This window comes from Njordella aestuarii (genome assembly GCF_056494165.1).
In genome coordinates this window covers 3450260-3465201 of record NZ_CM151397.1, presented here as the reverse complement: position 1 = coordinate 3465201, position 14942 = coordinate 3450260, and the positions used below count along the sequence as shown (strand labels likewise).

Annotated in this window: 12 protein-coding genes; 5 read left to right on the top strand and 7 right to left on the bottom strand. The window is 51.0% G+C overall.

The annotated features are described in order from the left end of the window. The first annotated feature begins 9 nt into the window (after positions 1-9). Complete coding sequence (locus tag SH451x_RS13920; RefSeq protein ID WP_479357586.1) at positions 10-582, top strand: LutC/YkgG family protein; 573 nt, start codon at positions 10-12, stop codon at positions 580-582. Between the two features lie 16 nt (positions 583-598). Here SH451x_RS13920 and SH451x_RS13915 read toward each other — a convergent pair whose 3' ends face one another. Continuing rightward, entirely contained in the window at positions 599-2443 is a 1845-nt protein-coding gene (locus SH451x_RS13915) for a sensor histidine kinase (protein WP_479357585.1), read from the bottom strand. Between the two features lie 52 nt (positions 2444-2495). Then, on the bottom strand, positions 2496-2654 hold the full coding sequence (locus SH451x_RS13910) for a hypothetical protein (RefSeq protein ID WP_479357583.1): 159 nt from the start codon (positions 2652-2654) through the stop codon (positions 2496-2498). Positions 2655-2974: 320 nt separating this feature from the next. On the opposite strand from SH451x_RS13910, the gene SH451x_RS13905 reads away from it, so the two are divergent. Further along, positions 2975-4591 carry an SHD1 domain-containing protein gene (locus tag SH451x_RS13905; RefSeq protein ID WP_479357581.1) on the top strand — a complete coding sequence of 539 codons (1617 nt, stop codon included), beginning with the start codon at positions 2975-2977 and terminating at the stop codon, positions 4589-4591. 155 nt (positions 4592-4746) lie between these two features. Here SH451x_RS13905 and SH451x_RS13900 read toward each other — a convergent pair whose 3' ends face one another. From SH451x_RS13900 to SH451x_RS13885, 4 genes are all read right to left on the bottom strand, one after another. Beyond that, positions 4747-5127, bottom strand: a complete 381-nt coding sequence (locus SH451x_RS13900; RefSeq protein ID WP_479357579.1) for a hypothetical protein — start codon at positions 5125-5127, stop codon at positions 4747-4749. Between the two features lie 55 nt (positions 5128-5182). Beyond that, complete coding sequence (locus SH451x_RS13895; RefSeq protein WP_479357578.1) at positions 5183-5473, bottom strand: hypothetical protein; 291 nt, start codon at positions 5471-5473, stop codon at positions 5183-5185. A gap of 305 nt (positions 5474-5778) precedes the next feature. After that, positions 5779-8118: an NfeD family protein gene (locus SH451x_RS13890; protein WP_479357576.1), complete on the bottom strand. Its 2340-nt coding sequence runs from the start codon at positions 8116-8118 to the stop codon at positions 5779-5781. A 119-nt stretch (positions 8119-8237) separates the two neighbouring features. Next, a complete protein-coding gene (locus SH451x_RS13885; protein ID WP_479357574.1) occupies positions 8238-9209 on the bottom strand; it encodes a sugar phosphate isomerase/epimerase family protein in 972 nt (323 codons plus the stop codon). A gap of 226 nt (positions 9210-9435) precedes the next feature. On the opposite strand from SH451x_RS13885, the gene SH451x_RS13880 reads away from it, so the two are divergent. Next, positions 9436-10374, top strand: coding sequence for a sugar phosphate isomerase/epimerase family protein (locus SH451x_RS13880; protein ID WP_479357572.1), 939 nt, complete (start codon positions 9436-9438; stop codon positions 10372-10374). A 182-nt stretch (positions 10375-10556) separates the two neighbouring features. On the opposite strand, the gene SH451x_RS13875 is transcribed toward SH451x_RS13880, so the two are convergent. Beyond that, positions 10557-13370: an FtsK/SpoIIIE family DNA translocase gene (locus SH451x_RS13875; RefSeq protein ID WP_479357571.1), complete on the bottom strand. Its 2814-nt coding sequence runs from the start codon at positions 13368-13370 to the stop codon at positions 10557-10559. Positions 13371-13545: 175 nt separating this feature from the next. Here SH451x_RS13875 and truB point away from each other — a divergent pair, with 175 nt between their 5' ends. After that, positions 13546-14412: a tRNA pseudouridine(55) synthase TruB gene (gene truB, locus SH451x_RS13870; protein ID WP_479357569.1), complete on the top strand. Its 867-nt coding sequence runs from the start codon at positions 13546-13548 to the stop codon at positions 14410-14412. Between the two features lie 42 nt (positions 14413-14454). Then, positions 14455-14940: a tRNA adenosine(34) deaminase TadA gene (tadA, locus tag SH451x_RS13865; RefSeq protein ID WP_479357567.1), complete on the top strand. Its 486-nt coding sequence runs from the start codon at positions 14455-14457 to the stop codon at positions 14938-14940. Positions 14941-14942 lie beyond the last annotated feature (2 nt).

Below are 14942 nucleotides of genomic sequence, written 5' to 3'. Positions count from 1 at the left end.
TCTGACATCATGGCGCGCTTGCGCGAAACCAGCGTGCCCGACAGCGAGCTTCCGGAAGTTCTAGTCGGCGATTGGCTTCGCTTTGACGATCCGATTGCTAAGATTGGCGAAATAGTACGAATGGTTGGGGGCGAGTGCAAAGTTGTGTCGTCACTATCGGAGATTCATAACGATCTGCTCACCTACGACAACTTTCGCGATGCAAAATCTATTTGGTCCAATACAGATGCGATACCCAGCGATGTGCGGCTTGATTCAATCGCCCGCCCTCATGATTTGGACACGGTCGATTTTGCGATTTATAAATCAACCTTGGGTGTTGCAGAAAACGCAGCAGTTTGGGTAACAGACGAAGACATAAAGCACCGCGTCGTCTTTTTCATCGCTCAGCATCTAATCTTGATTTTGAACCGATCCTCAATCGTGCATAACTTGCATGAAGCGTATGCACAATTAAAAGTGCGCAAGCCAGGGTTTGGCTGTTTCATTTCTGGGCCCAGCAAAACCGCCGATATCGAACAGTCGCTAGTCATAGGCGCGCACGGTTGCCGCAGCATGCAAATGTACATTGTTGAAGATTAAGTTGCGCCGACTAACTTTAGCTAAGATCTTCTCGCGATTCACGCGTTGTTTCGTAGTTACGCGGCAAAGTAACAATAAAGGTGCTCCCCTTTCCAAGTTCGCTTTGGACTTCGATTTCACCTCCCAAAAGTCGACACAGTTCTTTCGTAATCGACAGTCCCAGTCCCGTGCCAGTAACTTCTCTCGTCAAAGCGTCGCCCATTTCTTTTGCGCGTAACTGACGGAATTTTTCGAAAATTGTCTCGCAATCAGATTCTGCGATACCGACTCCGGTATCTTGCACCGCGATGGTGAACATCTCAGAATCGGAAAGATCCATTGAAACCGAAATCAGTCCACCTTCGGGGGTAAACTTGATCGCGTTCGAAAGTAGATTGTTCAGGATTTGCTGCAATTTGCCTTTGTCCTGAAACATTCTCAACCGATCATCGTCATAATCGGTCGACATGATTTTCAAGTCGATATTCTTCTCGTCGGATAATGGTCGAATCAGTTCGCATTGACCCGTAACGACATTTGCTAAGTCAAATTCGGTGCAACGCAACTGCATTTTTCCGGCTTCGATTTTCGCTAGGTCCAAGATGTCGTTGATCATATCGAGCAAAACGCGCCCGCTCCGCTGGATATTTGCGGCATAACGTTTTTGCTTTTCATTAAGTGCGTCGATGTTTTGAAGCACATCGCTGAACCCGAGAATGCTATTGAGTGGCGTCCTCAATTCATGGCTCATGTTCGCAAGGAATTCATTCTTCATTCGGTTCGCTTCAAACAGTTCGAGGTTCACTCGCGCCAGATCGTCGATTCTTTCATCCAACTGCTTGTTTGCGCCCTGCAAGTCAGTTTGAGTGTCAACCAAATGCCGAAGCATGTCGTTGAATGAATTCGACAAGGACTGGAATTCATCGCGTGTATCGATTTCCGAGCGAATCGCAAGCTCGCCTCCCGCCACACGGTCAGCAATGTCGCGCAAGTATTTGAGAGGCCGAATGACCAATCGCTTAAGAATACGGTGCTCAAGAAACAGAGCGATGGAAAGCGTTGCGACAGCGACGGCGATCATGAGCGAGTATGTCCATATCGTCCAAATTCGAGTGTCTTCGTAAGGACGTTTAATTCGCATCACACGGAAGGGTGTTGAAGCGCTTTGTCGAGTATTTGAACTTTGAGAAGTCGCCGCATGGCACGTCATGCAATCTTGCGTGAAACGGATAGGGTGATAGTAGTAGTAATAGCCGTTCACTGGTCCGAACTCTTCGAACACGGCATTGCTGAGACTGGGGCCAGATAGTTGAATCGACAGTGCCTCGGCCTTTTCCTCGCCTGGTTCTACTGGGGTTGATGGAGATGCTTCTGTTTCATCGACGTCTTGGTCATCACTCGCATTGGGGGCTGTACTATCTTGGTTGAAGCCAAGTTTCGACTCCAAGCTGTAAAGTGCTTCGAGATCGATTTCACTTTCCGACAACATCCCGCCAAGGTTTTTCCATTCAAGATTGTCGTCGAGGCGCATTAGCTCGAACGAGTTCCCGCTTAAGTTCATCTCCTTGCGAAGACTTCTCAGCAACGCCGAATTCTTTTTGGAGTCTACCGATTCGGCTCCAGGCGCACCGTCCGACGCCGAATCTGAAACCGTGTCCGATTCGCCTTGATACGCAAGTGCGTCGATATGTTGGCTGATAATTGACGAGAGGGCAAAGTCTCGCGCTTCCAGCCGAGTGGTCTCAAGCACGAGTCGCTCGGCAATCCATTGCATCAGCACCATCGCAAAGATAAAGGAAATTGCCAGGGCCGCGCCAAGTGCGACCAAGCATTTGGCCTCCAACGACCAGCCGCGTAGCAGATTTCTTCGTTTTCGTTCCAATGTGTTTCTCCGAGCAAATTAATCTGCTGGAATCTTACCGGAGCCTTGGGAATCAGTCATCAACGCTGATTGAACTTACCACGTGTACAGTACCGTTTAATGCGGCGACGGAAAAATCGGCAAATATCGCGTACCCTCCCCATTTTGTGCTGATTCGGGCGGCCAAATTACCCAATTGGTGCAGCTTTACAGACAAAAACGCCGAATCCATTCATAGCCTCCAACCGTGTGAAAATCCACGCCGTAGTCGCGAATTGCTTGCGATCGGCAGCGCGGGAAATTAGGATGACGCCTTTGCTATCCAATTTGACGGATATTAAATGGATTCGGACAGGTCAACTTGCCCACCAATTGCACAAGGATGTCAGTAGCACGGAATAAGCGTTGCTGTCAGCACCATTATGCTGGCGGTTTAAATCAGTTCACCGGTTTTCATTAGACTTCATGAATTGGCTCGACGCCCAGTACGCTTATACAACTAACAGTTCAATTCCTTCCTAGAGCTAGCAGCTGACACACTCGGAGACTTAAATGTCAAAGCCTTTCCGTTATTGGACGCGACTTTCGATCGTCGCTTCTTTAACCGCCACGCTAATTGTTTCGCCCGCATGGGCTGGCCGCCTTTTGAAGTTCCGCGCACATAACAACAAGTCCAACGTTTGTTGCCCGCCCGCTCCATCGGCTTGTTGTGAAGTTGTGGCAGAATGTTGCGTTGTCGAATCACCATGTGCTGAGATCGTTGTAGAGCAGCCGGTCAACGATTGTGGCTGTGGCGCAGTCACGTCGGAAGCGCCGATCATGGAAAGCTCGGTACCGCCGGTAGTTGAAAACGCCGCTCCAGCGCTCGAGTCTTTTACTCCTCCCGCGGATGTCGCGCCACCAGTAGAAAATCCACCGGCACTGTCCGAAGAAACTGCACCCGAGTCAGAAGCGCCTTTGACTGAATCACCGAGTGACGAGACGGAAATGCCTCCAGCGGTAATTGAATCGACCCCGGCCGACGATACGTCCAGTCCGTTCAGCGCGACTCCAGAAGAAGAAACTGCACCTGAAGCAGATGCTACGCCCGAAGCAGATGCTGCCGCCGAGCTTGATCCGCCGTCCGTCGACGAACCAGCGGTTGAGCCCGAAGCGGCATCCGCAGACGAAGCAGCTCCAGCCGACATTTTTGGTGATACACCTATAGAGCCAGAAGCGTCCGATGATGCTCCCTTGAATCTGTTCGAATCGGACGATGCTCCGGCTGACGCAACCGATGCTCCTGAAGCCGACATTTTCGGAAACCCATCTGCAAGCGAAGAGGCCGCTCCAGCCGATGCTAGTGAAAGTCTTTTTGACACACCTGCGGCACCTGAAGAAACAGAAGCTCCTGCCGACAACAGCATCGAAAGCTTATTCGGTGACGAACCAGCGACCGATGCTTCCGCCGACGAAAACCTGTTTGGTACTCCAGATGCCGCACCTGCAACCGAAACGCCTGCACCAGCTGACGACAGCTTAAACAATCTGTTTGGCGAGCCAGCGGCAGATGCCGATGCTTCCAGCGGCAGTCTGTTCGGGGAAAGTGATGCGACGGATGCCGCCGATGCACCAGCCGACGACGACACCCTAGAAGGCCTTTTCAATTCTGCACCCGCACCCGCAACGGACGAGGTTGCCGAACCTGATATAAACAGCCTTTTCAATTCCAGTTCTATAGACTCCAACGAATCCAACAGCATGCCAGTAAGTGCTTCGGAACCAATGGACTTTAGCGAACTGTTTGGCGAACCTGCTGCAGAACAAGTTGAACAACCGGCATCCCTCGACACCAGCGTTCCAGTGCAAAAAGAGCAGCTGGACCTGGAACTCGACGAACTCTTCAAGACCACTCAGCGCAACTCGCAAGAAGGTTTTGAAGGAGCAGAGGTTCGAGTATGGGTCGACAACACAGGTAACTTTACCGTGAAGGGCCGATTGCTGACCGTTTACCCAAGTGAAGTTCGGTTGTTGAAAGAGAACGGGAAAACCTCAACCGTTCCGATGCGACGGCTTAGCCCGCTCGATCGCGAATATGTTCAGGACGTTGTGGCTAAATTGAATAGCAGCGGTGACGCTAACCACTATGTTCGCAATCAAGTAAGCAAGACAGATGGCATGACACGATAGCAACTGAAGCAAAGCGAAGTTTATCGTTGAATCATATTGAAAAGCCGAGGTTGAACTGCCTCGGCTTTTCTTTTGTCATCGCAATTGCAACAAACTGACACCTTATCGACGGGTCGCGCATTACACGCTTACCGATGACTGATATGGTTGCAACTCTATTCAACACGTTGGGCCGCACGCAAAATTAGGTAGTTCCCGCCCTGATATTCAGTGAACTCACCTGAGATAGTCCACTCCGCATACTCTTGATCCTGCAATATCACAGTTGCAACTCTCTGCAGCATCAGATTCTCAAGACATACAAATGCGTTCTTGGAATTGTTGCGCGGCACAAACGAGATACGCCCCGAAGCTTGTCGGAATGTCCCTGTCAACTTGGTGACTTTTGTGCCTTCCGCTTGCAGTTTATCATCGGCTGCGTCGCTAGTAGCGGTAGCGCTCAGTTTCGTATCAGCAGGACTTACATTAACAACAAATCCGACGAGAAGAATCGACGCGAAAACCCATGTTGCTGGCGCGCGAAAATTTTGGCCCATGTTTTTAACGAACTTCGCGCCCACGTCGCCACCCTACCGATCTTATAAAAGAAAACTACTGATCTTTTGGCAGAATCAGGGCGTGTAAACTTATCACGCCGCCAACTGTCAACAAAATCCACCCAAGCCAATCGGGGGGCGTTACGGTTTTTTTCGGCGAAGTTGCGACTTGCATGTAGGCGTCGGTCAGGGGATCGCTTGATACCATCTGGCTATTCTGTGCCATTTTGTGCAATGTCCGTGTACTGGACTCCGTTAGCACGAACGAATCAACCATGCGGAACTGAATTCCCAGCAGGAACAGAATCATTCCTAACGTAAAGTAGCGCTGTCGATTCCAATGCATATGCACACCAAGGCTTAAAAATGCTGTCAAGCAACGACAACAACGAAAGATTCTTCATGAATCAAGCCGCCGCAGGTTAGCTTACTTTAAGAGGCAAAACTCAAGCGGCAGTAAGCTACATCGACTGGTGCAGGCTCTAATTTGAGCAGATCGCAGAACTTCACGGCTGCGAAAATTCGGTAATCTATTTGGGTTAGGAAACCGCGGTAATATGCGGCCCACCTACTATTCAAATTTTCAGGTATTCACCAGTCGAGATTTCGCTGGCCACTGTCAGCCGGATCTGCCGCATGCCGATTCCGACTCTAGACGCGTTCTATCTTCAGAACTCGACCTCTTGTTTCGATGACGCGAACTAAGGTCGATTCTTCTATGTAAGCGTCTTCAGCGACCACTTCATAGGTTGTGCCTTCGAAAGTGGCGCGACCGTAAGGAGCGCACCGCGTTATTGTGCGTCCGGTCTTCCCTGCCATATTGGTTGGCTCGACTTGAACCTCAGGTTTCGATGAGCTTTGAGGCGGTGCCAGTTCCAGCACTCGGAAGAACGGCGACTTCTGTAGCTGGTCAGAGAAAACAAGCAATATCACGAGAGAAATGAGGCACGCGGCAGAAACCGCCGATAAGTTCCAGGCAAAACGTGACCACTGGAAGGAGCTGGCCGGAATCACGAACGACTGAGAGGCGAGGATAATGCCCGCGATACACAATACCATTCCACCAATGCCGAAGACACCGAAGCCAGGTATTACAAAAATCTCCATTGCGATACAAATCAGTCCGGCAATAAACAAAATGATTTCCAGTGATTCGACTGTTCCGTTCAAGAATTGAAGCCAGAAGAACGTCGTAAAACATAGCAAGGAAATGAACAAAAAAATGATGCTGCCGGGCGCCGTAAGCTCGGTCGTGAACGTCGCGATCCCAACTATCAAAAGAATCGACGTAAACAATTGATTTGAGGCGAGAGCTGTCGCCCATTTTTCAATCTGCGTTAGCTTGCGGGGCGGAGGTAACGCTTCGATATTGAGTTTTGTTACGATCTCGGAACGTTCACGTATCTCGCCGTTAATCCACCTACGCGACAAAGCACTGTTTAAATCCATCTCATTTAAGGGTTTAAACTGTTCGTTCTCGGTCCATCTACCGTTGTTGTCCATCCGATCGAACAGTTCCGGGTTGGCCAGCAGAACGCGACCGTTTCGATCAATATATTCGTGTAGTGGGATTGAGGAACTTATGACCCCGTAAAAGTGCGCCGGAGTCTTATTACTTCTTGCAGCCAGGTTTTCCCAAAGAGTTTTGAGGTCTCGAATTTCGTCGGGTGTAATGTTGACTTGTCCGTCACCTCCGAAGCGAGCGCCTTCAACGGCATAGATAATCTGGCAAGACATCGCAATCATCGCTGCGTCTCCCGATGCCTTCTTGTCAATTATAGCCACCGTTTGAACGCCAGATTTTTGCAAATCGATCAAAAATGTCGCAAGGCGGTTGCTCTGTTCCAAGTTTCCTCCCAACGAATCAATGGCAATGAGACAGACGTTTATATTGTCAAGCCTTCGCGCTTCCCGCAGCGTGCGGATGCACCGGTTTACTTGCACTTGAGTGACTTCGCCTTGCAGCTCGAACAACACCGGAATAGGGTTTTCGATCACGGCCACGGAACTTGAATCCTGAATCCGGTCCAAGTTAAACAGCTCAAGGAGTTCTAATTCGTTGGCCGGCGAAGCATCAGACCATTTGAGGGAACGCAACTGCTGACCGTTGATCGATCCAAGCTGTCCTGTCAGAGTCAGACGCTCCTCTCGTAAGATTTTGCCCAAACGTTGGAGCTCCTGGAGCATATCTGCGTTAACATACAGCGTCTCGGAATCCGTAGTTTGTACTTCAAAGAGTTGCGCTTCGCTCTCCAGCATCGACGCGATCGCCGCCTCAGGGATTTTGCCACGCTGCTTTGCGATTTGGGTATATGTCTGTCGCATCGATTCGTCGACGGACGCTTCGTCAACCGAGGCCAGTCCAATTTCCGCTTGCGGAGCGACAGCCAGTGTTTGGCAGGCGAGAGCAACCAGTACCGCATGTCCTACAACCGACTGCTCGATATAAGCGATGGAGTTAAACTGCCCACCAAGTGGGCCAGTCAGTGTGCGTGCGATTGAAAGCGAAGGTTCGAACTCGGATCCACGGCCGATCAGATTGTCTTCCGATGCCGAGGAAATTTCACGAGACTGAAACTGAATCACCAAGTCAATTTGTTTGTTTCCAGCCTGCTGGCTCAGCTGCTCGAGCGAGTTCCGAAAGCTTAAACTCTCCGCGTAATTGATCGGAGTCTGCACCACGAGTCGATACGCGGTTTTATCAGCGACAACTGGCTCAAGATCGGCATCGATCTCAGTTTGGTTGGCAACCTCCGACGCCTTCGGCAACTCCGTCGCTGCAACATCCGGAGTACTTTTACGCTCGCTGTTAGGAGTGGGTACGTCCGTTTGAGTTGCGGGGTTAGCTGCCCTTCCGTTAGACAACTGCTCGAAATCGCTCAGCAAATCATCTTGCGCCAACGCCATGAAAGTGGCCGACGACGCTTCGAGGAAACACCAAATCAAAAGAACGCTCAAAAACAGGCGTATCCGTGGACGGCCATCTGTCATTTCGTGAACTTCTCTCTTGGTTCGCTCTAGTTAGTGCTCTGTGTGCTGCACCACCATTATGAGCAATTACGAGGCCTGCGTCGAATGCAGCTTGAAAGTCATTCAACAATCTTTGCAGATTAAGTGAGCCAATCGAGAGACTTTTGAACCGAAGCCTTCATTTTCTCCAAGCCAGTTCGGGCAATCTCATTGCGATCTCGTTTCCAATACTCGCGGTTGAAGAGCTCTAGCGACAGAACACCACTAAAACCGTTTTTTATCATTGTCCCCAAAACTAGTGGGATCGGTGCAACCCCATCCCCTGGGAAAACTCGGGCAGCGTCATTAATTTCCGCGCGACTCGGTTCGGCCGGATAGTCGTTCATATGCAACACTTTTACGACGCTACCTGACAAGGCACCGATGTTCGAAAAATCGGAGCCGCCTTTATACATGTGATAGATATCTGGCAAAATGCAAGCGTCTGGATCGTTTGCCGCTGCCCACACGTAGAGCACTTCCGAAAGCTTCGAGAAGTTAGCAGAAAATCCCCACACTTCGAGCTGTGGAAAACAATCACGAGCACGACCAATTTCCATCAGTTGTCGGTATCGCTCCGCTGCCGCATCCAAGTCCAGCCGTTGTCCTTCCGTAGCACCCGTCGGCGGAGCGGCAATCAATCGACCGCCCAATTCTCGAACGATTTCCATATCTCGTCCACAGTCGTCCATGCCTTTCTTCCGTGCTGCGTCATCATTAGTCACCCACTGGCCAAACGCAATCGCGCTTTCAACCCGCAGTCCTGCATCAGCTATCCGTTTCCGCAGGTCGGGCAGCTTGCCACCAGAGCGCGTAAACTTTTCAACGTCCCGTAACCAAATTTCAATTCCATCGTATCCGGCATCCGCCGCTGTCTGAATCTGATCAACAATGTCGACTTCGCTATTGTTGATCGTGCTAACGTTCAGGCAGTAACGAATGTTTTTGGCACGAAGCGAAACTTCATCTTGAGCTGGCGATTCCGACTGTGCGAGCAGATTGGTCGAAGAAACTGCGGTGGCTCCTGCCAAGACTGCGGAAGAGGTACATAAGAAGTTACGCCGATTTGACATTATTCCCTCGAAATTCGTTCGTGCGGTAAGCTGAATTAACTACAGATCATTTGCGTTGCAGCTCTTTACGTCAACTGGTCATCACAAAAGCTGCAAGAGTTGAAACGACGGTGCTTCAACAAAAAATGGGCGATCCTGCGAGCTGTTCTACGTTGGTGAGCCAATGAACTGGACGCAGACGCTATAATTACGATTCCTTCCCACCAAAGTTCTCAGGATTATGACCATGCAACATGATTATAAGCGACGCAAATTCTTCTCTACTAGTTTGATGTCCGCCGCCGCCGCGACAGCTGCCAGTTCCCTACTTATAAATCCTTCAAAACTGTTTGCTGCCCTGCAAGAACCAGATCCGCTACCGATCTTGAAGACGCTCAAAATTGGGATGGTTCGCGAGGGAAAAAACTTGTCGGAAAAGTTCGCCGTGGCCAAAGCGGCTGGATTTCAAGGAATCGAAATCGACTCCCCAGGCTATGAAACCGAAGAAGTTATCCAAGCAGTGCGTGATTCTGGGCTACCCGTGGATGGAAGCGTTTGTTCAACGCATTGGAATGTAAGGCATACAGACCCCGATCCAAAAGTTCGTGAGCAAGCGCTAGCTGACTTGGTCTTTGCGATTCGGCAGACGCGTGCCGTTGGGGGTCACACGACTTTGCTGGTCATTGGGCACGGCAAAGATGGTTCGCTTTCGGAAATTAACGAACGTTCAGTCGAGAATATCCGCAAAGCAATTCCGATCGCGGCGGAGAATGGAATCGTCATTGCCATCGAAAACGTATGGAACCAGTACTTGTACACGCATGACGGACCAAATGACCAGACCGCCGACGCCTTCGCAGCTTACGTCGACCAATTCAATTCGCCGTGGGTCGGCATGCAGTTCGATATTGGCAACCATTGGAAATATGGCCAGCCTGGCGACTGGATTCGCACTCTCGGCAAACGTATCGTTAAGCTCGACATCAAAGGTTTCTCGCGGGCTGACGATAAATTCACTGCGATTACGGAGGGAGATCTTCCGTGGGGCGATGTTCGCGCGGCTTTGCGCGAGATCAACTTTACGGGCTGGTGTGCTGCAGAAGTCGACGGCGGAAATCAAGCTCAACTGACGAAGATTGCCGCCGAGATGGACGAAGCACTTGGCCTAGCCCGCGCTCTTCCGTAGCGGCGTTCGCCTAGAACGCGGGTGAATCTTCTGAAAATTTTCGAGGGCCCATTCCCTAAAAGGGTGCCACTGCTGGCTTGCCCAGCAGTGCTCGTGGCGTAACAGCAACGCTTCCCAACACGACCCCGGCTTCTAGGCAAAGCCAGCTACGATGCCCGTGCCAGGTTGAAACGTCAAAAATCTCAATCGTTTTCTTGCCAAGGATCTTCGTCGTGGTCCATGGCGGCGGCGGTAACCTTAGCTGCCGGTGTGTCCCAACCTTCCTCACGTCGAATACGATTCTTTTTAGGCTGTTCTGCGGCTGGCTCAACAGCAGCACCACCGGTACGCATCGTTTCCCACTGAGCGATCGAGATCGTAACGTCGCGGGCTTGCGAACCATTGTACTGCCCGACAATTCCGTCTTCAGCCATGAAATCGATCAGTCGAGCCGCTCGGCCGTAACCAATTCCTAACGCTCGCTGCAGCAATGAACAGCTGCCACGTCCCTCACGTACGACGACATCGACGGCGGCTTCGTACAAATCGTCCCGTTTGCGGAAGTTGCTCGGCGCTTCCTTCTCTGCTTCAGCACCGCCTGCTTCGACTTGCATCTGCATCAGCTCATGCACAAAACTCTGTTCGCCTTGGCTGCAGTGATCAACTACGCGGTTGATTTCTTCGTCGCTCAAGTACGTTCCCTGACCACGCAGCAGCGTTGACGTGCCCGGCCACAAGAACAGCATATCACCGTTGCCTAACAATTTATCTGCGCCCATTTCGTCAAGCACAACGCGTGAGTCGGTACGGCTGGCTACCTGGAAGCTGATTCGAGCGGGCAGGTTACTCTTGATCAACCCGGTGATAACATCAACAGTTGGTTTTTGAGTCGCAAGAATAAGATGGATGCCGACCGCACGGCTCTTTTGTGCAAGCCGAATGATGTGCTGTTCGACTTCTTTTCCGGCCGTCATCATCATGTCGGCAATTTCGTCCGCGACGATCACGATGTACGGCAAGTGTTCAGGGATATTCTCTTCTTCTTCGGCCGTTTCTGGTTTAATGCGTTCGATCAACTCACCGCGATCCAACTGATTATAGCTTGCCAAGTGACGAACGCCTGCCCGTGCTAACAATCCATAGCGCTCTTCCATCTTATCGACGGCCCAAGCCAAGATCGCTTCGGCTTTCTGCATGTCCGTAACAACCGGATGCATTAGATGTGGGAGTCGGCCGTAACCGCTCAGCTCAACCATTTTAGGGTCGATCATTAACATGCGGACTTCGTCAGGACGACGCGTCATCAAAATTGAAGTGATAATCGTGTTCAAGCAGACCGACTTACCCGTACCGGTCCGGCCAGCGATCAACAAGTGCGGCATCGAAGCAAGATCAACCGCCAAGGATTTCCCGGAGACGTCTTTACCCAGGAAGAGCGGAATCTTCATCTTCTTGATTTCGTCGCCGGTCTCTTCGACTACTTCTCGCAAGCGAACAATCTGCCGCGTCTCATTGGGGACTTCGATTCCGACCGTGTTTTTGCCAGGAATCGGGGCAACGATACGAACGCTCGGTACACGCAACGCAATGGCCATATCGTCCGCCAACGACGTGATCTTGCTCAGCCGTAGTCCTGCCTCGAGTTCAATTTCGTATTGGGCAATAACCGGTCCGGTTTCAATCTCAACGACGCGTACATTGAATCCAAAGTCGGCGAATGTTTGTTCAAGTATTTTGGCTTTACGGCGAATCTCAACCATCTGCTCTTCGTACGAGAAATCTTCTCCAGGAGTCAGCAGGTCTACGCCTGGTAGGACGTACTCATCAGCGCCTTCTGGCAACGTCGTATCATCTAGCGTCTCAAGAAAATTCTTCGCGCCTTCACGTTCTTTGTCACGCGACTTCCGCGTTCGAATTGCAGGACCGCTAAGTGCATGGGGTTCGTCGGCACGAGCGTGAATAACGTCGCCGTCGACTTCAAAGTCATGCGTAATGCTTTCTAGTTCTTCTTCGAAGTCGTCAATTGGCGTTTCGTCTTCGATTTCCTTCGTCTTGCCACTTCCAAGGCCCGTAAGCTTACTTGCGATCTTCGAGACCGCTGAAGCGGTTATGCTGCGACTACGCGTTGCCGATTGCTTAGGTTTCTCTTCAAGCTTTGTCTCAACTTCCGCATCTTTGACGGCGTGTGGCGACTCCACTAGTGGCTGAGTTTTCGCATCCCCATTCTGACGCCCCCCGATTTTGATAGTTGGCCCCGGGATATCACCCAAGTACGGCTCTTTCTCAACTGCTTGTAACTCGACGTCCGTTGCCGCTGCCGCATGTCGCACAGTTACTGACGGTGTGTTAATCGGAGCTAAACGCCTGGTGCCGTAAGTAGCGGTACTCTTGATCGCTTGGGCTACGGGCAGGCCAAGCCGTTTTCCGATGACAATCATGCCAATGGTCATAAAGCTGACTCCTTGGAAGATCGCATACTCAGTGCTTAACATCAAGCCGGCAGTGAGGCAACATAAAGTGATGATGATCCCACCACCCAAAGCAAACTGGGCACGCATCCAATGAGCTCCCATCGCTCCGATCGCTCCGCCCGGCCCCATCGGTACCGAAACCGGGACTGGCATATGTGTCAATTCCATGAGAGTAAGGATCGACGTTAAAACGATCGTCCAGCCCAACGACCTCCCCAGCGGTGATGCGAGCGGCTTTTGGCGGACTGTGACGATTACACCTAACGTAAGCAGTGCAGCTACCAAGAACGAACCGGCTCCAAAAGCATGACGCAGTGCTTGCGAAACGTAAGCTCCGAAGTATCCGCAACGGTTGGTAATCGTTTGGTTGGGCGGAAACGAGATCTGTTCTGCCGGATATGGCTCATACACCATTGCCAATACCGACGGAACTGGCGTCAGAGGGTCGGCGGGATCGTAAGTGATTAAAGAAGTCCAGACAAAGAGCGCGAATGCGGCTAGGATTAGTGCCGCAATATCCAGACGGATGTTTCGCTGATCGGACATAATGCCTTTTTCGCTGCGAAATAGTACGGCTCACCGCCGGCACTGCTCAAATAGAAGATGGTCACCATCGAGTCGTATCGAGCATTCGCAGTGGATCAGTTGAACTATTCCGCATCGATTTAGCTGCCTTAACCATTCTCCGCCCTCCCAAACAGATTCGTCATTAAAATCCTCAATGTTCGGCTTTATAAACTTGAACAAGCCCGTAGGCATGACCAGTCGAGACTGCGTCAACATTGTGTCGAAGAATCTGAATTCGCGACGTGTGGGGCATGCCGGAACACTTGACCCGCTTGCTCAAGGCGTGTTGGTGATCGCCGTAGGTTTCGCAACGAGACTAATCGAGTATGTGCAAGAGATGGAAAAATCGTATCGCGGTACCTTTCGACTCGGACTTGAAAGCCCATCGGTTGACACCGAAACGCCTGCGACAACGATCAATCCTGACGTTGTGCCGACGTTAGAACAATTACAAGCGGCTTGTCAAACACAGTGCGGCACTATTTCACAACAACCTCCGATGTATAGCGCCGTTAAAATTTCAGGCGTCCGCGCTTTCGATTTGGCTCGACGCGGTGTAAGTGTAGACATGCCAGCTCGACAAGTAGAAGTGTACTCTTGCGAAGTACTGCGTTACGATTTTCCCGATGTAGAACTCGCCGTCAGATGCGGTTCAGGGACTTATATTCGTTCGATTGGCCGAGACATTGCAAGTTGGCTTGGGACAGGAGCGATCATGACCGAACTAACGCGTGAAGCGGTCGGGCCGTTTCGAATCGCTGATGCAATAGAAATCGATGCTTTCAGGACGGCAACGCCTTTCTTGGAGTCCATACTGCCAGCAGTTTTGGCTGTGAACAACATTCCAAACATAACCGTTGAACCGAAAATTTTAACAGAACTGCATCAAGGGAAAATTGTCGCCATTTCGAATAGTCCCGACGCACAACGCATTGCGATTCGCGATAACTTTGGTACGCTCCGAGCGATTGTGAAACGGCTAGGTGATCAATGGAAGTCCGAGAAGAACTTCGTAGAATAATTGTCCACAACGCGTCAAGCAGCTCCAGACCAAGAAATTGTAATGCCTGAATTAATTGAAAACTCTGATGACGACCAGTATTGGATGATGCATGCGATCAAGCAAGCCGTGCATGCCGCAGAACTCGACGAAGTGCCAGTTGGTGCGATCATCGTGCATAAAGGCAAGATTGTTGGCACTGGCTATAACCAGCGAGAGCAGCTGAACGATCCGACTGCGCATGCTGAGATGATTGCCATCACACAAGCCGCATCGCAGTTGCAGAGCTGGCGGCTTTCAGACTGTACGATTTACGTTACGCTGGAACCATGTCCAATGTGCGCCGGAGCGATCTTGCAATCGCGATTGACACGCTTGGTTTACGGGGCGTTTGATCAGAAGGCAGGAGCCGTCCAAACGTTGTACAAGCTGCTGGAAGATCCGCGGTTGAATCATCAAACGATGTCGACGGGCGGAGTTTACGGAAAAGAGTGCGGGCAGTTGCTGTCGGACTTCTTCCAAATGAAAAGGGAGCAAGGAAAGAAGTAGGC

Bases quoted from the DNA above. Each gene is read 5' to 3' on its own strand.
- SH451x_RS13895 (WP_479357578.1), bottom strand. From the start codon at position 5,473: ATGCATTGGAATCGACAGCGCTACTTTACGTTAGGAATGATTCTGTTC.
- SH451x_RS13920 (WP_479357586.1), top strand. From the start codon at position 10: ATGGCGCGCTTGCGCGAAACCAGCGTGCCCGACAGCGAGCTTCCGGAA.
- SH451x_RS13900 (WP_479357579.1), bottom strand. From the start codon at position 5,127: ATGGGCCAAAATTTTCGCGCGCCAGCAACATGGGTTTTCGCGTCGATT.
- SH451x_RS13885 (WP_479357574.1), bottom strand. From the start codon at position 9,209: ATGTCAAATCGGCGTAACTTCTTATGTACCTCTTCCGCAGTCTTGGCA.
- truB (WP_479357569.1), top strand. From the start codon at position 13,546: ATGTTCGGCTTTATAAACTTGAACAAGCCCGTAGGCATGACCAGTCGA.
- SH451x_RS13890 (WP_479357576.1), bottom strand. From the start codon at position 8,118: ATGACAGATGGCCGTCCACGGATACGCCTGTTTTTGAGCGTTCTTTTG.
- tadA (WP_479357567.1), top strand. From the start codon at position 14,455: ATGCCTGAATTAATTGAAAACTCTGATGACGACCAGTATTGGATGATG.
- SH451x_RS13875 (WP_479357571.1), bottom strand. From the start codon at position 13,370: ATGTCCGATCAGCGAAACATCCGTCTGGATATTGCGGCACTAATCCTA.
- SH451x_RS13910 (WP_479357583.1), bottom strand. From the start codon at position 2,654: ATGGATTCGGCGTTTTTGTCTGTAAAGCTGCACCAATTGGGTAATTTG.
- SH451x_RS13905 (WP_479357581.1), top strand. From the start codon at position 2,975: ATGTCAAAGCCTTTCCGTTATTGGACGCGACTTTCGATCGTCGCTTCT.
- SH451x_RS13880 (WP_479357572.1), top strand. From the start codon at position 9,436: ATGCAACATGATTATAAGCGACGCAAATTCTTCTCTACTAGTTTGATG.